General features: G+C 72.1%; 18 protein-coding genes. 10 read left to right on the top strand and 8 right to left on the bottom strand.

Features of this window, described 5'->3' with window-relative positions:
• Window positions 1-72 precede the first annotated feature (72 nt).
• On the bottom strand, window positions 73-2,037 hold the full coding sequence (gene acs, locus ABZ272_RS08835; protein WP_355049289.1) for an acetate--CoA ligase: 1,965 nt from the start codon (window positions 2,035-2,037) through the stop codon (window positions 73-75).
• 300 nt (window positions 2,038-2,337) lie between these two features.
• Between acs and ABZ272_RS08830 the strand changes: the two genes are divergently transcribed.
• Window positions 2,338-3,084, top strand: coding sequence for an oxidoreductase (locus ABZ272_RS08830; RefSeq protein ID WP_355049288.1), 747 nt, complete (start codon window positions 2,338-2,340; stop codon window positions 3,082-3,084).
• A gap of 8 nt (window positions 3,085-3,092) precedes the next feature.
• Here ABZ272_RS08830 and ABZ272_RS08825 read toward each other — a convergent pair whose 3' ends face one another.
• The 5 genes from ABZ272_RS08825 to ABZ272_RS08805 form a co-directional block, all read right to left on the bottom strand.
• Window positions 3,093-3,725: a TetR/AcrR family transcriptional regulator gene (locus ABZ272_RS08825; protein WP_355049287.1), complete on the bottom strand. Its 633-nt coding sequence runs from the start codon at window positions 3,723-3,725 to the stop codon at window positions 3,093-3,095.
• The gene (locus ABZ272_RS08820) at window positions 3,620-4,984 is read right to left on the bottom strand and encodes a methyltransferase (RefSeq protein ID WP_355049286.1); all 1,365 of its coding nucleotides are present in this window, start codon (window positions 4,982-4,984) and stop codon (window positions 3,620-3,622) included. The genes ABZ272_RS08825 and ABZ272_RS08820 overlap by 106 nt, the downstream gene beginning before the upstream one ends.
• The gene (locus ABZ272_RS08815; RefSeq protein WP_355049285.1) at window positions 4,981-5,877 is read right to left on the bottom strand and encodes a hypothetical protein; all 897 of its coding nucleotides are present in this window, start codon (window positions 5,875-5,877) and stop codon (window positions 4,981-4,983) included. The genes ABZ272_RS08820 and ABZ272_RS08815 overlap by 4 nt, the downstream gene beginning before the upstream one ends.
• Before the next feature lie 220 nt (window positions 5,878-6,097).
• A complete protein-coding gene (locus tag ABZ272_RS08810) occupies window positions 6,098-6,901 on the bottom strand; it encodes an HAD-IB family hydrolase (protein ID WP_355049284.1) in 804 nt (267 codons plus the stop codon).
• A 762-nt stretch (window positions 6,902-7,663) separates the two neighbouring features.
• Window positions 7,664-8,335 carry a hypothetical protein gene (locus tag ABZ272_RS08805; protein ID WP_355049283.1) on the bottom strand — a complete coding sequence of 224 codons (672 nt, stop codon included), beginning with the start codon at window positions 8,333-8,335 and terminating at the stop codon, window positions 7,664-7,666.
• Window positions 8,336-8,544: 209 nt separating this feature from the next.
• Between ABZ272_RS08805 and ABZ272_RS08800 the strand changes: the two genes are divergently transcribed.
• From ABZ272_RS08800 to ABZ272_RS08760, 9 genes are all read left to right on the top strand, one after another.
• Complete coding sequence (locus ABZ272_RS08800; protein ID WP_355049282.1) at window positions 8,545-9,096, top strand: sigma-70 family RNA polymerase sigma factor; 552 nt, start codon at window positions 8,545-8,547, stop codon at window positions 9,094-9,096.
• Complete coding sequence (locus ABZ272_RS08795; RefSeq protein WP_355049281.1) at window positions 9,096-10,097, top strand: CU044_5270 family protein; 1,002 nt, start codon at window positions 9,096-9,098, stop codon at window positions 10,095-10,097. The genes ABZ272_RS08800 and ABZ272_RS08795 overlap by 1 nt, the downstream gene beginning before the upstream one ends.
• A gap of 222 nt (window positions 10,098-10,319) precedes the next feature.
• Window positions 10,320-11,420 carry a septum site-determining protein Ssd gene (gene ssd / locus ABZ272_RS08790; RefSeq protein WP_355049280.1) on the top strand — a complete coding sequence of 367 codons (1,101 nt, stop codon included), beginning with the start codon at window positions 10,320-10,322 and terminating at the stop codon, window positions 11,418-11,420.
• Window positions 11,417-12,628 (top strand): TadA family conjugal transfer-associated ATPase, encoded by a 1,212-nt coding sequence (locus ABZ272_RS08785; RefSeq protein WP_355049279.1) that lies wholly within the window; start codon window positions 11,417-11,419, stop codon window positions 12,626-12,628. Before ssd ends, ABZ272_RS08785 begins: the two co-directional genes overlap by 4 nt.
• Window positions 12,625-13,911, top strand: a complete 1,287-nt coding sequence (locus tag ABZ272_RS08780; RefSeq protein WP_355049278.1) for a hypothetical protein — start codon at window positions 12,625-12,627, stop codon at window positions 13,909-13,911. Before ABZ272_RS08785 ends, ABZ272_RS08780 begins: the two co-directional genes overlap by 4 nt.
• Window positions 13,911-14,549 (top strand): type II secretion system F family protein, encoded by a 639-nt coding sequence (locus ABZ272_RS08775; RefSeq protein WP_355049277.1) that lies wholly within the window; start codon window positions 13,911-13,913, stop codon window positions 14,547-14,549. Before ABZ272_RS08780 ends, ABZ272_RS08775 begins: the two co-directional genes overlap by 1 nt.
• Before the next feature lie 22 nt (window positions 14,550-14,571).
• Window positions 14,572-14,739, top strand: a complete 168-nt coding sequence (locus tag ABZ272_RS08770) for a DUF4244 domain-containing protein (RefSeq protein WP_234584142.1) — start codon at window positions 14,572-14,574, stop codon at window positions 14,737-14,739.
• Window positions 14,740-14,762: 23 nt separating this feature from the next.
• The gene (locus tag ABZ272_RS08765; RefSeq protein WP_355049276.1) at window positions 14,763-15,167 is read left to right on the top strand and encodes a TadE family type IV pilus minor pilin; all 405 of its coding nucleotides are present in this window, start codon (window positions 14,763-14,765) and stop codon (window positions 15,165-15,167) included.
• Complete coding sequence (locus tag ABZ272_RS08760) at window positions 15,167-15,523, top strand: Rv3654c family TadE-like protein (protein WP_355049333.1); 357 nt, start codon at window positions 15,167-15,169, stop codon at window positions 15,521-15,523. The genes ABZ272_RS08765 and ABZ272_RS08760 overlap by 1 nt, the downstream gene beginning before the upstream one ends.
• A gap of 311 nt (window positions 15,524-15,834) precedes the next feature.
• Here ABZ272_RS08760 and ABZ272_RS08755 read toward each other — a convergent pair whose 3' ends face one another.
• Both ABZ272_RS08755 and ABZ272_RS08750 read right to left on the bottom strand, forming a co-directional pair.
• Entirely contained in the window at window positions 15,835-16,413 is a 579-nt protein-coding gene (locus tag ABZ272_RS08755; RefSeq protein WP_355049275.1) for a hypothetical protein, read from the bottom strand.
• 194 nt (window positions 16,414-16,607) lie between these two features.
• Window positions 16,608-16,811, bottom strand: a complete 204-nt coding sequence (locus tag ABZ272_RS08750) for a hypothetical protein (protein WP_355049274.1) — start codon at window positions 16,809-16,811, stop codon at window positions 16,608-16,610.
• Between the last annotated feature and the right edge of the window lie 62 nt (window positions 16,812-16,873).

The raw sequence follows: 16,873 nt of genomic DNA, 5'->3' as shown, positions 1-16,873 counted from the left end.
CAAGTCCACAAATGACGACGGTGGGTGACGGTCCGCGGGGACCATCACCCACCGATCGGGGTACGTCTGTCGTCAGTCCTCGTCGGACTTCGCGCCACTCATCCCGGAGGAGATCAGCTCCATCACCGAGGAGTCCTGCAAGGTGGTGACGTCGCCGAGCGAACGGTTCTCGGCCACGTCCCGCAGCAGCCGACGCATGATCTTGCCGGAGCGGGTCTTCGGCAGCTCCGGCACCAGCATGATCTGCCGCGGCTTGGCGATCGGCCCGAGCGTCTTCGCCACGTGGTTGCGCAGGTCGGCGATGAGCTGCTCACCCGCCTCGCCGGCGACGTCCGTGCTGCCGCGCGGGATGGCGAACGCCACGATCGCCTGGCCGGTGGTCGGGTCGGTCGCACCCACCACCGCCGCCTCGGCCACCGACGGGTGCGACACCAGCGCCGACTCGACCTCGGTCGTCGAGATGTTGTGCCCGGACACCAGCATCACGTCGTCGACCCGACCGAGCAGCCAGATGTGCCCGTCGTCGTCCTTCTTCGCCCCGTCGCCGGCGAAGTACATCCCCTCGAACCGCGACCAGTACGTCTCGATGAACCGGTCGTCGTCACCCCAGATGGTCCGCAGCATCGACGGCCACGGCTCACGCAGCACCAGGTAGCCGCCGCCACCGTTCGGCACCGGCTGACCCTGGTCGTCCACCACGTCGGCGACGATGCCGGGCAGCGGGGCCATCGCCGAGCCCGGCTTCGTCGCCGTCACCCCCGGCAGTGGGGAGATCATGATCGCGCCGGTCTCGGTCTGCCACCAGGTGTCCACGATGGGCAGCTCACCCCGGCCGACGTGCTGCCTGTACCACATCCACGCCTCGGGGTTGATCGGCTCGCCGACGCTGCCGAGGAGCCGCAGCGACGACAGGTCGAAGCCCGCCGGGATGTCCTCGCCCCACTTCATCATCGTCCGGATCAGCGTCGGAGCGGTGTACAGGATGCTCACCCGGTACTTGTCGACGATCTCCCAGAAGCGGCCCTTGTGCGGGGTGTCCGGGGTGCCCTCGTACATGACCTGGGTCGCGCCGTTCGAGAGCGGGCCGTAGACGATGTAGGAGTGGCCGGTGACCCAGCCGATGTCGGCGGTGCACCAGTAGACGTCCGTCTCCGGCTTCAGGTCGAACACCGCGTGCGTCGTGTACGACGCCTGCGTCAGGTAGCCGCCGGTGGTGTGCAGGATGCCCTTCGGGCGGGCCGTGGTGCCGCTGGTGTAGAGGATGAACAGCGGGTGCTCGGCGTCGAACGGCTGCGCGGTGTGCTCGGCCGAGGCGGTCTCGACCGTCTCGTGCCACCAGTGGTCCTTCTCCGTCCAGGCCACGTCCTCGCCGGTCCGGCGGACCACGAGCACGTGCTCCACCGACGGGCAGCTCGCCACCGCCTCGTCCACGGTCGGCTTCAACGCCGACGGCTTGCCCCGCCGGTAACCACCGTCGGCGGTGATCACCACCTTGGCGCTGGCGTCCTGGATGCGGTTGCTCAACGAGTCGGCCGAGAACCCGCCGAACACGACGCTGTGCGCCGCGCCGATCCGGGCGCAGGCCAGCATGGCCACCGCCGCCTCCGGGATCATCGGCAGGTAGATCGCCACCCGGTCGCCGGCGGTCACGCCCAGGTCGGTGAGCGCGTTCGCCGCGCGGCAGGTCAGCTCGTGCAGGTCGGCGTACGTGAGAGTCCGCGTGTCGCCCGGCTCGCCCTCCCAGTGGATCGCGACCTTGTCACCGCGGCCCGCCTCGACGTGCCGGTCCAGACAGTTGTACGCCACGTTGAGCTGCCCACCGACGAACCACTTCGCGAACGGCGGGTTCGACCAGTCGAGCACCTCGTCCCACTTCTTCGACCAGGCCAGCCGGTCGGCCTGCTTGGCCCAGAAGGCGAGCCGGTCGGCCTGCGCCTCGGCGTACGCGTCGACGGTGACGTTGGCGTGCGCGGCGAGCTCGGCCGGCGGGGGGAACTGGCGCGTCTCGTTCAGCAGATTGGCCAATGCCTCGCTCATGCCGTGACTCCTCGTCCTCGGGGTGACCTGCGTCTCGATGGGCACGAGGGTAGTCGTGGGTCCCCCGGCGGGCGACCGCTGCCCACCCCGTCGCGCCGAGCGGCCCCCGCCACGCGCCCGACGGCCCGGCGCGGGTCGCTTGATCGACACGAGATCGCCGAAGTGGGGGTGTTCGGGCCGCCTTGACAGCCCCACTTCGGTGAAGTCGTGTCGATCTGGCCGGCCGCCGGCCGGGTGGCCCGGGTCGCGTTGCGGGCGGGTGTGGGCCGATCAGCCCGGTGGGATCGTTAGCGTGGCGGGGTGACCACCGACCCGCTCGCCCCGCTGCTCGCGCTCGCCGACATCGCGCCCGCCGTCGACCGGGCCCGCGAACGCTTCGACCAGGCGCTCGGGCACCGCGCGCTGCGCCGCAACGGCGGCCAGGTCGCGGCCGAGGTCGGCCTCCGCTCGGCGGTGGCCAGCGCCGCGCTCGAAGGGGCCGTCCACGAGCGCGAGGAGGTACGCGCCGGGACCGTCACCGAGCCAGTGCTCCAGGGGGCGCTACGGGTCGCCGGTGCCCTGCCCGGTCTGAGCGAACTCTGGCCGAAGGCGCCGCGGCAGGCCCTCGCCCGGCTGCACGTCCTCGCCGCCCGGGACATCGTGCCGGAGGCCGAGCTGGGTCGTCCGGTCGCCGATCCGGTGGTCGCCGCCCGACTCGACGGGCTGTCCGGTCTGGTGGCCGGCGGCACGAAGGTCTCCCCGCTGGTGCTCGCCGCCGTCGTACACGGAGAACTGCTCAACCTGCGTCCGTTCGCCGGACCGTCCGGCGTGGTGGCGCGCGGCGCCGCCCGGCTGGTACTGCTCGCCAGCGGCCTCGACCCGCGCGGCCTGCTCGCCGTGGACGTCGGTCACGCCGAACGCGAGCCCGAGTACGTCGGCGCGGCCGGCGCGTTCGCCACCGGCACCCCGGACGGGCTGCGCTCCTGGCTGCGCCACTACATGACGGCCGTCGAGGTCGGCGCCGACCAGCTCGCCACCATCGGCGACGACATTCTCGCCGCCGCGTGAGCGGTGGTTCAGTCCCGCCGCGTCGCCCGGTTGACCTTGGCCTGTAGCGCGCGGCGGGCGATCGGCCCGAGATCGTCGACGATCTCCATGAGGAGCGCGAGCTGGTCGAGCGCGGCCATCGCCCGGTCCGCGCCGGCCGGGTCCACCCCGTCGTAGAGTTCCAGCCCGATGAAGGCGGCCGAGACCGCGCGAGCCAGGCCGGGCACGTCGGCCACCTCGGCGAACGGTGACCCGGCGAGCAGCCTCCGCAGGACCTGCTCGATCTCGTCCACCCAGAGTTGGAGCGCTTTGGCGGTCGGGGCGGCCATGCGCTGGTCAGCCTGTGCGCCCGCCAACATCTGGGCCAGGAAGGTGACGTTGCCGAGTTGCCGTTCCTCCTCGTGCAGCGCCCGCCCGACCGCCAGCAGCTCGCGCAGCGAACCGGCCGAGGCCAGCCGTGCCGACCAGTGCTCGACCCGCTCGGCGGTGCTGACCCGGCAGGCCGCCGCGAGCAGGTCGTCCACCGTGCCGAAGTGGTAGAAGACCAGCGCCTGGTTCACGCCGGCGGCGGCGGCGATGGTGCGGGCCGAGACGCCGGCGATGCCGTGCTCCCGGATGGCGGCGATGGCGCCGTCGAGGAGACGCTGCTTGGTGTCGGACATGGCTCTCCTTTCGGACGCGCCGGATGCGGCGGTGCGATCATCGCATCGGTGAGCAGTTGAGCCAGCCAGGTGACCCCGGGCAGCCGTAACGTCCAGCCGACCAGAGCCCAGCCGAGATGGATGTGTTCGAGCGAGCGGGCGACGGCGGCCACCCCCCGTTCCGGGTGGCCGTCGCCGCCCACGTACTCCGCCCGCCACAGCACGCGCTCGTGCTCCCGGGCCGCCCGGATCCGGAGGCCGACCGGATGCCGCCGGGCCACCATCCGCCAGGTGGCCGCGCAGGGTCCGCAGTCGTCGTCCAGCCAGAGCACGGCCGGCTCTTGCGAGGGGTACGGCCGCCAGCGCGGCCACCAGTCGCGTACCTGCCGCCGGTAGGACCGCCAGGAGTCGCCGTACCGCGTGCGCAGGTCGTGTTGCTCGTGTGGCCCGGCCACCGCCGCGCCGAAGGCCGTCGCCGACACCGCCCCCAGCGCCAGGGCGACGCTCCCGGTAACCGCCGCCGTGAACAGCAGCAGCGCCACGGCGACGAACTGCATCGGGTTGGCCACGTACGCGTACGGGCCGGTGGTGACCAGCCGCCGCGGCGGATCCCACGGGTAGGGCGTGCCGCCACCCCGGACGGCGAACTCCGCGACGGCGGCCAGCGCCGGCACGGCCACCAGCAGGGCCAACTGCGCGACGACCAGGATTCCGGTGCGGTCCAGCGCGATCAGGCCGGCCCATGACCCGTCGCCGACCTCGAACGCCAGGGTGGGGACGAACCAGAGCAGCAGGGCCGCGAAGACTCCCACCTGGAGGAGGGTCCGTGCGCCCAGGTGCCGGCGGTCGGCGCAGAGGCGACCGAGCAGTTGAGCGGGCAGCGCCACCGCGAGCAGTCCGACGACCTCCCCGACGAGCCAGTGCGGGCCGAGGCTGACCAGCGGGTGCAGCGCCGGCATCGCCACCGCGTCGACCCAGAGGAGCAGACCCAGCGCGACCGGCAGCGGCAACGCCCGCCGGAGCAGCACCGGCAACGGGCCCCAGAGGGCCGCCCAGCCGATCCAGAGGTCCACCGGCATTCCCCGGTACGCGCCGTCGACCGGAGCGAAGGCGTACCAGCCGGTCCGGCGGGCGACCTCGTGCAGCGCGGCGATGCCGATCCCGGCGGCCAGGAACGCCAGCAGCCCCGCGGCCCGGACGGACCGGTCCCGCTCCCGAGCGCCGACGGCCAGCACGGCGGCCAGCGGCACGGCGAGGCTCAGCCAGCGGGCGACGGTCACTCGAGCGTCAGCATGTCGAGAAGGTGCCCCACCCCGGCGCCGAGCAGCACCTGCTGGATTGGACCGAAGTACCAGGACGGGTCGAGGCCCCGCGTGTAGTCGACCCGGACCCGGATCTCGGTGTGCCCGGGGTCGACCGTCCGCCAGCTCAGCTCCGCGTGCCGCCAGGTGAACCAGCGCGCGGTGATGGAGCTGTCCTCGACGAAGTCGAAGCCCACCTGCCCCGGCGCGGCGCTCTGCACCTCGGCGAGCAGGTGGCCACCCGGTCCGTGCGCGCTGCCGTGGTAACCGAACATCCACCGGTCGCCGATGTCGAGCCCGTCGCCGGTGACCTGGCCGGGCGTGGGCACGCCCAGGAGCCGCAGCGGCACCGACCGGACGGCGGTCGGGCGGGGACCGGCAGCGAGACGTGCGGCCACCTGGTCCACCGGGAGCCCGACGACCCGGATCACCTCGACCGTCTGGTCCGGAGCCACCCGGGGAGCGATGCCGGTGCCCTCCAGACCGGGCAGGAGCAGCAGGGGTACGGCCACGACGACGTACGGGCGGTTCGCCTCCCGCAGGGCGCGGATCAGCGCGGTGGTCCCGTGCGCCACCGCGTAGACCAGCGGGGCGGCCAGCACGACGCAGATCGCGCCCTCGTGCAGGGCCACCGACGCCAGGAGCAGGGCCATCGTGGTGGCCGTGAAGACCCTCCCGTGAGCCGACCGACGGGGTGTGAGCGCGAGGGCGGCGGCCAGGAGCACCGGGAGCGCCACGAAGAGCACCGCGCTGTCGGCTCGGCCCTGCCGCACCACCACGACGAAGACGACCGCTCCGAAGAGGGTGATCAACCCGGCCAGGATCCAGTGCGCGCTCGTTCTGCGTGGTGTCGGTTCAGTGTCGTCGCCCATGCCAGTCTCCCCGTCTTGAGCGGTCGCTCAAACGGAGGGTACGTCTTCTTGAGCGTTCGCTCAATACGGCGTGGGACAGGGGGCGATGGATTGTGTCGGATAGACGACTGTCGACGATATCGGTGGCGCTGTGAGGGTGAGCGCCGAGAGAGCGGATGCCTACCGAGGGTGGTGTCGTCGGCGAGTGCAGAGGCCGTGCGTTGCCCGGGACGGGCCGCGGTCAGGCCGGGGTGGCGGCGCGCGTGCGGCGGTGCCGGCCGTACCAGGCGATGCCGATCGCCACTCCCACACCGACCCCCAGCGCGGCCGCCGCGACCGGGACGGCCGGCCGCTCCCGCCAACGGCGGCCCAGCGGAATCGGGTGCCGGAACTCCAGCACCGGCCAGGCGTTCTCCGAGGCCAGCTTGCGGAGCTGCCGGTCCGGGTTGACCACGCTCGGGTGCCCCACGCACTCCAGCAGGGGACGATCGCTGTACGAGTCGGAGTAGGCGTACGAGTCGGCCAGGTCGTAGTCCCGGACGGCGGCCAACTCGGTGACCGCCTCGACCTTGCTCGGACCGGCCGCGTAGAATTCGACCTCACCGCTGTAACGGCCGTCCCGCACCGTCATCCGGGTGGCGATCACGTCGGTCACCCCGAGCAGCTCGCCGATCGGGCGGACCATCTCCTCGCCGGACGCCGACACCAGCACCACGTCCCGCCCGGCCGCCTGGTGCTCCTCGATCAGGGCGGCGGCTTCGGCGTACACATAGGGGTTGATCAGCTCGTGGAGCGTCTCCGCGACGATCTGGCGGACCTGTTCCACCTGCCAACCCTTGCAGAGCGCGGCCAGGTAATCCCGTGTTCGGGCCATGGTCTGCTCGTCGGTGCCGCCCAGCCGGAACATCAGCTGCGCGTACGCCGACTTGACCACGTCACGCCGAGTGATCAGCCCGTCCCGGTAGAACGGCCGACCGAACGCCAGGGCGCTCGACTTGGCGATGACGGTCTTGTCCAGATCGAAGAAAGCGGCACTTCGGCCCACGGCGCGAAAGTCTAGCCGGATGGTCTATCGTCGGCGGGTGCCCGGGGTCAGGCCACCCCTCGGACCTGCGGACGGGCGCCCCCACCACCGCTCAGCGTGACCGTGCTCACATTCAGCGAGGAGATTTTCGCGCTGAGTGGAGTGAACACCACTCGACGTGACGGGCCCGCTCAGGCAGACTTGTCCGCACGACGTGCTTTCACATACCCGAAACAGACAGGCCCTCGGCGGTTGCACCCCCCGTGACCGCTGAGTGGTTCGGCTCGACCCCCCCGGAGCCGAACCGTTGACGACCCCCGTCTCCCCCCGACGGGGGTCGTCCCTTTGCGGGGAGCGCTCCCGTACCGATGGAGAGCCGGGTTCGGCACGCCCTCGAAGTAGCCATGTCGAAAGCTCCTGGAACCCCTCGCCCGCAGACACCCCCCGCCCTGCCCGCCCCGCCCCGCTCCGCCGATCCCGCCCCGCCGATCTTGCACTTTCTGTCGTCGACATGAGCGGGATGCCCTTTATGCCGCCACAGGAAGTGCAAGATCGCGGGTAACCACCGCCCGATCTTGTCGATCATGGAGCTGTGGTGCCGGGTTTGGAGATTTACGGGTGCTTTGTGACCCACCACAACTTCATGATCGACCGGCGGGGCGGGGCGGGGCGGGGCTTGCGGTGCGATCGCAGCGCTCGGTACGGCATGTCTGCGTGCGGCGGAACGCGGCAGCGCCATCTAGAGCGGTCTGAACTTGAGGTTCGATACTCCATCGAGACGGCCTACGCGGGCCGCGCTGCCATGTCGCACCCTGGCCGGGTTCGGCGAGTTGGTGGAGGTCGCGGGTTGCGGCCTGTGCCGCCTCCGGCGGTCGAAACCTGCGCTGCCGATTCCACACCGGGCAGATTGCGGGAAACTCCAATCTGCTCATAGAGGTCCAGCGGGTACTTACCTGCGATCGCAAGGTTCTCGATAACGATGGAAGCGGTAAAGTCGCGGCCAAGCAAAAACTTCCTCCGCTTGGCGGTAAGTGGGACCATGCTGGCGACATCCGCAAGATGCTTCTCCCACCTGTCTTGCAGAAGTGCTTCACAGATCGTCCACGCGGAAACAAGTGAGCTAGAGAATTCATGCGAATTGTAAGAAACGACTGCATCGTTCATCAGTGCTGCTAAAGACGTTCCCCTGCTCGGGTTCTTGCCTCCGATCAACTGGTCGAGAAACTGACACGCAGTGCGGAGGGAGGCTTCAGGAACTACCCCTGACCGTAGCACCGGTGACAGGAAGCCGCCGCCAATCATCGGCGGCATGCCACGAACATCTCCTCCCATTCCAATTCCATTGTCGTCGAGATGTAATAGGCGATGTGGGTCAACTCGAAACCCGGTTCCTCCCAGGTTGCGCTCGTGCGTGAATCGAGCCGAGTGGAGGCGGAAGGAGAACGATTCTGCCACCCGTCATCGATGCCGAGCCCAGGTCGCTAGGGGACTACGACCTGGGCTGGGCCGTGCCTTCAGCCGTCCAGTCCGTTGAGTGACGAGGATGCTGCACCGACGGCGGCCGGGACAGGCGCTGAGGACCTCACGTCCTCGATGGCGCGGTAATCGTCGAGCCTCCCGCGACACAAGACAGGGTGAGAGTCGCCGAGGCAGTGGGGGTTCGGGTGGGTCCACCGGGAAAGCGCGACGAGGTCTGGTTCACCAGCCTCTACGCCGCCGAGTACGCGCACATCGTCAAGTACGGCCTGCGCCGCCTCGGCGACGCCGACGCGTCGGCGGAACTCGCCCAGGAGGTGTTCGTCGTCGCGTGGCGGCGGCGCGGCGAGGTGCCGGACCGCAGTCTGCCCTGGCTGTACGGCGTGGCCCGGCGCCTGTTGGCCAACCAGTGGCGCTCCCGGCGGGCCGCACCGGATCTTCTGCCGATCGTGGATGCCGACCTGACGCGGGTGGCCGATCCGTCCGGTGCGGACACGACCGTGGGGGTCGCCGACATCCGGGCGGCCCTGGCGACCCTCAACGACCTCGACCAGGAGATCCTGCGGCTCGTTGGCTGGGAGGAGTTGACGGTGTCCGAGGCCGCGCAGGTCCTCGGCTGCACTCGGACGACCATGGCGGTGCGCCTGCACCGCGCTCGCCGTCGACTGGCCGTGGCGATGTCGAGCCGGCCGGTCCGTCCCCGCCGCCCACTGTTGGCGAGCACGCGAGAGGAGCTGTGATGTTTTCGGTGGCACGTACCCGTACCCTCATCGGCCCGGCCGATCCGGCTCGGAGCGCGACCGTCGCGCCGCCCTCGGTCGCGGCCCACGAGTTGATCGATCGTGCCGGCGTCGCCGAGGCGGCGGCGCATCGGCGCGTACGCCCGACTCGCCGGCTCGTCCTGACGGCCGGGACGCTCGCGGTGGCGGCCGGTGCGGCGGCCGCACTGCGGCCGTCCGGCGAGCGCACGCCGGACGTCCCGGGTGGGCCCGGGGACGCGGCCGGGCTGGTGCTCGTGCCGGTCGCTTACCAGTTCGACGCCGACCCGCCGGCCGCCGGCCCGCGGCTGCGCACGCTGGCGAACAAGATCAAGGACGCGGGGTACGACAACCGCGGCGGGCGCTACATGTACCACCACACGAAGGTGTGGGGTGACCCGGTGATGAGTTCGCCCGACGACCGTTACCACGTCGCCTTTGTCGGCGAGACGAAGGTGTGGCAGGCCGCGGACGGGACCGGCAGCCAGGCCAACACCCAGCAGGAGCCGCAGTACCCCGACGAAGAGTCCCAGGCGTACTGGCGGCGCAAGATCCCCCAGGGCCCGGCCGATTCTTCCCAATGGTCGCTGATTCCGCTGCCGCCGATGGAGCTGACGCCACCACCGGCCGATCCGGTGCGACTGCGGGAACTGCTCAAGATTGAGTACGGCCCGGGGTCGGCGAGCAAGGCGGTCGGCACGCTCTACGCGCGGTACGTCATACCGCGCGCCACCCGGGCGGAGATCCTGCGGGTCCTCGCCGACCTGCCCGGCCTGCGCTGGCGGGGGCAGGTGACCGATCGCGCCGGTCGGGCCGGTGTCGCGGTCACCCACGACGACCGGGAGCACGACGCCCAGTCCCTCCTGATCTTCGATGCGATCACGGGCGGCCTGCTCGCCCACGAGATGCTGACGCTCAGGCCGGTACGGATCAGCGCGTACCAGACGATCATCGACACCGCCTGGACCGCCCGCGTCGGCTGACCAGCGATTTCTGGGGCCGCTCTCTCGGGAGCGGCCCCGGGCTGTTTTTGCGGCAGAGCCGCTAGCTGCGCGAACGCCGGTGCGCGTAGCAGATCAACCGTCTCGGCGGGCGTTGTCCACAGGCCCCTGAGTTGTCCACAGGCGGCCGGGTCGGGGGCGTCGTTCGGGGTTCACCGCGAGCAGGGTCGGCGGTGCATCCGATCCCGACCGCTGGAGGCCGCGATGGCACCCCGTACCTCCGTCCCGCCGATCCGACGGCTCCCACTGGTCGTCACTGGGGACAGCGACCTGCTCGACGACCTGCTCCGGCTCGCCGCCGCTGGCGGGACCGAGGTGGAACTCGCCGCCGACCCGGCCGCGGCACGCACCCGCTGGGCCTCCGCGCCGCTGGTGCTGCTCGGTGTCGACCAGTCTCAGGCGTGCCTGCGGGCCCGACTACCGAAGCGGCCCCGGTTGGTGCTCGTCGGCCGGACCGGTCAGATCGACCCCGGCTGGCAGATCGCCGAGCTGATCGGCGCCGAACACGTCGCCGCGCTGCCCGCCGCCGAGCCGTGGCTCGTGGACCGCCTGGCCGAGCACGGCCCGGACCAGCCGGGCGGCCCGGGTGCGCGGGTCGTCGCGTTGTTCGGTGGCCGAGGTGGCGCCGGGGCGAGCGTGCTCGCCGGTGGGCTCGCCGTGACCGCCGCGCGGGCCCGACTGCGCACTCTGCTCATCGACGCCGATCCGCTCGGCGGTGGCCTCGATCTCGTCCTCGGCTGGGAACAGTTGGAGGGGCTGCGGTGGCCGTCGCTCACCAGCGCGGACGGGCGGGTGGACGCACCCGCGTTGGTCCAGGCCCTGCCCAGTCGGGGCGACCTGGTGGTGCTCTCCTGGGACCGCGGCGAGATGCTGGCGCTGCCCGCCGCGGCCATGGCGGCGACCGTCGACGCCGCCCACCGGGGCCGGGACTTCGTGGTGATCGACCTGCCCCGGCAGTTCGACGACGCCGCCGTGGTCGCGTTGCAGGCGGCCGACCAGGCGTTCGTCGTCGTACCGGCGGAGTTGCGTGCCACCGCGGCCGCCGCCCGGGTGGTGGCGGTGGCGGCACCACACTGCGACGCGCTCTCGGTGGTGGTGCGCGGGCCCGCCCCGGGCCGCCTTCGCGCCACCGAGGTGGCACGGGCCCTCGGGCTTCCCCTCGCCGGCACGCTGCGCCCCGAGCCCGGCCTCTGCCGGGGCCTCGAACGCGGCGAGGCGCCGGCGGCGGCGGGCAAGGGTCCGCTCGCCGCGCTGTGCCAGCGGATCGTCGCGGACCTCACCGGCGCCACGACCGGTGTGGCATGAGCGGCCAGCCTGAGGACACCTCCTTCGCGGCCCGGGTGCGGCAGCGGATCGTCGCCGCCACCGACCCGGTCACCCCGGCGGCGATCGTGTCCGCCGTACGCGCCGAACCCACCGCCGCCGTGCTGGGTGACACCGCCGTCCTGCGGATCGCCGACCGGGTGCACGACGACCTTGTCGGCGCCGGACCACTCGCCCCGCTGCTGGCCGATCCAGAGGTGACCGACGTCCTGGTCAACGGCGTCCGCGTCTGGGTCGACCGGGGCACGGGGCTGCACCAGGTGGCAATCCCGGTGGGCTCGGTCGACGACGTTCGCCGGTTGGCGCAGCGGCTCATCGCCAGCGCGGGTCGGCGGCTCGACGACGGCTCCCCGTACGCGGACGCCCGCCTGCCCGACGGCACCCGCCTGCACGCCGTACTGCCTCCGGTGGCGACCGAGGGCCCCTACCTGTCTCTGCGGACTTTCCGGCATCGCCCGTACACGCTCGACGAGCTGGTGAGCCAGGGGACGGTGCCGCGACCGGTGGCACCGCTGCTCGCCGCCGTCGTCGCGGCCCGGTTGGCGTACCTGGTCACCGGCGGCACGGGCTCGGGCAAGACGACCCTGCTCAACACCCTGCTCGGGTTGGTGCCGGCCACCGAACGGATCGTCCTGGTCGAGGACGCGGCAGAGCTTCAGCCGGGGCATCCGCACGTGGTCGGGCTCCAGGCCCGTACCGCCAACGTCGAGGGGACGGGCGTGGTCAGCCTCGGAGACCTGGTCCGGCAGGCGCTGCGGATGCGCCCGGACCGCCTGGTCGTCGGGGAATGCCGGGGCGCAGAGGTGGTCGACCTGCTGGCCGCGTTGAACACGGGTCACGACGGCGGTGCCGGCACGCTGCACGCCAACAGCCCCTACGACGTGCCGGCCCGGCTGGAGGCGCTCGGCATGCTCGGCGGGCTGCCCCGCGCCGCGCTGCACGCCCAGGTGGTCGCCGCGCTACAGGTCCTGCTTCAGGTGCGTCGCGGTGATCAGGGCCGCGTCCTCGAATCGATCTGTCTGTTGCTCCCCGAAGGGCCCGAGCGCCTGGCCACCGTGGTCCCCGCCTGGATACGTGGACGAGGACTGGGCCTGGCCGCCCGTACGTTCGGCGCGTTGTTGCGGGACCGGGGCGTCGCGGTCCCGCCGATCCTCAGCGAGCCGTGGCCTGGATCGGCAGGTCCGGCATGAACGCCACGATGGGGCTGTTCGCGGTACTGCTGTTGCCCACCGCGATCCTGGTGACCTGGCGGGCGAAGAGCATCAGAGACCGCCGGCGTCGGGTGCTGACGCCGACCCGGCGTGCCGGCGTCGACCCGGACGATGCCCTGGTCGAGTGGATCAGGGACCTCGCTCGCGGGCAGGACCGGCCGACCGACGAACTCGGCGGCACGGCCGCCTCGGCTGACCCAGGTGTGCTCGTGCAGCCGGGGACCGGCAGCGGACGCATGGCCGTCGCCTGGTCCACCCGGGACCTCGACGACAGCCCCGGCCGTTCGAGGGTGACCGGTGGACCCGAGGGACCCACCCGACCAGCCGGCCCGGCACGTCCGCCGGCCCGCCGGGACTCGCGCCGCCCGGCTGCCACTGCCAGGCCCGAGGCCGGAGCCCCGGCGGCCGTCGCTTCCCCGCACCACGAGGCCGGCAGGCCGGTCGCCGACCAGGCGGACCAGAGGGCCGGCGGGCTGTTCGCCGACCAGGCGGTTCATCGGGCCGGCGGGCTGTTGGCGGGGCCGGCAGGCCGCGAGCCGGACAGGCCGATCGTGGACCAGCCGGACCATGATGCCGGCGGGCTGTTCGTGGGGCCGGCGGGCCACGAGCCGGACAGGACGGTCTCGACCCTTCTGGTACGCGCGCGACGGTCACCGCGTCGCGTGCTGCTCCTGGCCGGTCTGATGGGAGCAGGTGTCGGAGACGTGTCCGGCGGGCCGGTGGCCGCCGTGGCGATGGCCGGCTACGGCACGCTCGCTCTCCGCGCCCTGCTGCGCTGGAGAACGAATCGGCAGGTCGAGCTGATTCGACGGCGCAGCCTGGACCTTCTGTGTGGCCTGGCGGCCGACCTTCGGGCGGGTTCGCCCATGCCGTCGACCCTCGAGATCACCTCCGTCGCGGGAGCGTCGATGGCGGGCGTCGATCGGCTTCGTGACCTGACCTCGGCCGCCGTGCGGCTGGCGGATCGGACCGGCGCGCCGCTGGCGGAGCTGATCGAGCGGATAGAGGCGGACGCCCGTGCGACCGACCGTGGGCTGGCCGCCGCAGCGGCACAGGCGGCCGGCGCACGCGCCACCGCCTGGTTGCTGGCTGCGTTGCCGATCGGTGGGATCGGGCTCGGTTACGGGATCGGGGTCGACCCCCTGGCGGTGCTCCTGCACGACACGGTCGGTGGGGTGTGCGCGGTCCTCGCGGTCGCCCTGCAGATCGTCGGCCTCTTCTGGGCTGAGCGGCTGGGCGCTGGACCGGGGCGGACCACCTGATGTCTCCGGTGTTGTCCACTCGCGGGACTGCGGGCATACGGCGCCGTCCGGACGCGATCCGGCTCGCGGCAGGCATGGCCGGGCTTGCCGTGGCAGTGGTTGCCGAGGGCTGGTTCGGATGGCTGGGCGCCGTTCCGGTCGCCGTCCTGTTGGATGTGTCGCTGCGGCGGATCGAGCCTCCCGCCGTACGCAACCAGCGGCTTCGGGAGGCCGCCGACCTGCCGCTCGCCGCCGACCTCCTGGCGGCGGCGATGCGGGCCGGTGCGCCGGTGGACCGCTCGGTCCTGGCCGTCGCCGAGGCGTTGGACGGCCCGCTGGCCACCCGACTGGCCCGGGTGGGCCGCACGTTGCTCCTCGGCGGCGGCCCAGCGGAGGCGTGGTCGGCGTTGGACGGTGTGCCAGGGGCGGATCGGATGGCCGCGGCGGCGTTCCGCTCGGCCAACAGCGGCGCGGCGCTGGCCGGTGCGCTGACCCGTCTCGCCGACGACCTGCGGGCCGACCGGGCCACCGCGGCCGAGGCGTCGGCCCGTCGGGCCGGCGTCCTCATCGTGCTGCCACTGGGGCTCTGTTTCCTGCCCGCGTTCATTCTCGCCGGCCTGGTGCCGGTGATCGTCGCCGTTCTCGGCGACGTGCTCTGACCCATCGAGGAAGGGAAGATCCATGCGCAAACTCATCGCCCGACTGCGGGGCGACGACGGAATGAACACCGCCGAGTACGCCGTCGGCACGCTCGCCGCGGTGGCCTTCGCCGGGATCCTGTTGAAGGTGCTGACCTCCGGCAACGTCCAGTCGGCGCTGACCGCGGTCATCGACCGGGCACTCAAGTGATCCGGCGCCGGCAGGTCGACCGTATGCGGAACACGGACGCTCCCGGGCACGCGTCCGACGGCGACCGGAAGGCCCACATCGTCGGCGGCGAGCGGGGATCCTTCACCGCCGAACTGGCGGCCGGCCTGCCGGCGCTTCTCCTGCTCCTGCTCGCCGGCCTGACGGCGGTGAACGCCGTCAGCACACAGGCGAGTTGCCTGCACACCGCCCGGGAAGCCGCGCTCGCCGCCGCCCGGGGTGCCGGCAACGCGGACGGTGCACGGACCGCGCCGCCGGGGGCTGAGGTGTCGGTGTCGATCGACGGCGACCGGGTGCAGGCGACCGTCCGGGCACCCGTCCGTGCGCTGGGCGGCCGGCTACCACGAATCGCCGTGGCCGCCACCGCCGTCGCAGCGGTGGAGCCAGGCGTCAACGAGGGGACTGGGTGATGGGCCGCACGGGCGCGGACCGGGGCGGGGCGACGGTCCTGCTGCTCGCGCTGGGGCTCGTGTTCGTGTTGGTCGGGACATTCGGCGCCGCCGTCGCCGCGACCGGGATGGCGGCCCAGCGGGCGGCGGTGGCCGCTGATCTCGGCGCGCTGGCCGGTGCTAGCCGAGCATTCGATGGTGACGCGGCGGCGTGCGGCTCCGTCGTGGACATCGTCCGGCGCAACGGCGGCCGAATGGTGGACTGCGCCGTCGACGGGCTGGACGTGCTGGTGACCGTCGAGGTGACGTTCACGCCGATTCCGGGTCTGACCCGGGTAGCGGCGTCGACCGCCCGCGCCGGGCCGGTGCGCGGCTGAGCGACTGAGGCGGAGCGGGGGTGGCCGGGGCAGCCGGCTGGCCGGGACGGGACGGTGAGCCCCGTCCCGGCCAGCCGCAACTCCAGAGAACTCGCCGCACCCAGGCGCAACGGCCCGGCGGACTCGGCGGACCGGTCCGGCGGACTCGGCGCACCGGCCCGGCGGACCCAAGCTGCCTGTGAGTCCCCTTTGCTCTGCTTCACCATAGGCAACACCCGGTGTCCGGATACCGGACGCCAACTGTTTCCTCGGCTGAAGCAGAGCAAAGCCCAGCGGCCGAGGGGTGGGCGGCGAAACGCCAGCAGGATGCGTCAGCGGGACTGGAGCGCGTCCAGGGCGACGGCCATGGCGATGACGAGGCGGCGGTCGATCTGCGGGTTCTGCACCTCGACGACGTACTTGTCACGCAGGCCCCACTTCTTGACCACCGAGAAGACGGGCTGGCCGCCGGCGAGGAAGTCGAAGTGGTACGGCAGCCAGGAGAGCGAGTCGACGAACCGGCGGAGCAGCGCCACCGGCAGGCTGCGCTCCTGACCCGTCACCTGCGGCAGGCCGGCCTGCTCGACGTGCCACGTGGAGCGGAGCAGGGACTGGGCGAAGTCCTTACGGAACAGGCCGATCGGGTTGCCCGCGGCGTCGGTGACGTCGTACGTCGCGCCGAGGTCGATGCGCTGGCGGGCCTTGAAGCCGAGCAGGGGCTGTTGCTTGGAGTCGTCGGTGTAGATCGTCACCTGCTCCTTGAAAGCGAGCCGCTTCTGCTGCGCGAAGGCCAGCAGCTCGCCCTCGCTGCCGTCCGGCGCGACCGCCCGGACCTCGTACTGGTTGACCATCATCCGGAGCCGCTGGCGGATGTGGAACTGCTGCAGGGTCTGCAAGTTGTCGAGCTGCATCTGGTCTCCTCAGGGGGTGTCGCGCCGGAGTCTCGCACAGCCGGGCAACCGCCGTCGGCCCATGCCCATCCGACTCACCACCCGACCAACCCGCGTACCCCGAACCGGCCACCCCGACCCCGGCCCACCTCGACCAGCTCGCCCGAACGACACAGCCTGACCGGTCCGCCCGGCCGGACCGGTCACGCGCGGATTCAGCGACCGTCCACCGTCGACTTCAGCGACCAGGTGTTGAGCACCTGGTGGATGCCGCGCAGTCGCTCGTTGATCTGCTCCAGCCGTTCGGCCTGAGCCAGCGCGGCCAGCGCGGCCCCGAGCGCGATCTGCTGGTCGAGGGTGAGGTGTTCCTGGTCGATGGTGTAGAGCAGGTCGACGGTCTCAGCGATCGTGTCGGCCACAACTTCTCCTCGGGCGCGGGGGCGAAATACAACACAAGCATCGATGGAAGCGCTCCCAAACC

Source organism: Micromonospora sp. NPDC005979, assembly GCF_040614415.1.
In the GTDB taxonomy this organism is placed as follows: domain Bacteria; phylum Actinomycetota; class Actinomycetes; order Mycobacteriales; family Micromonosporaceae; genus Micromonospora.
The sequence above is the reverse complement of the archived record's forward strand: the minus strand, read 5'-3'. Positions and strand labels throughout refer to the sequence as shown.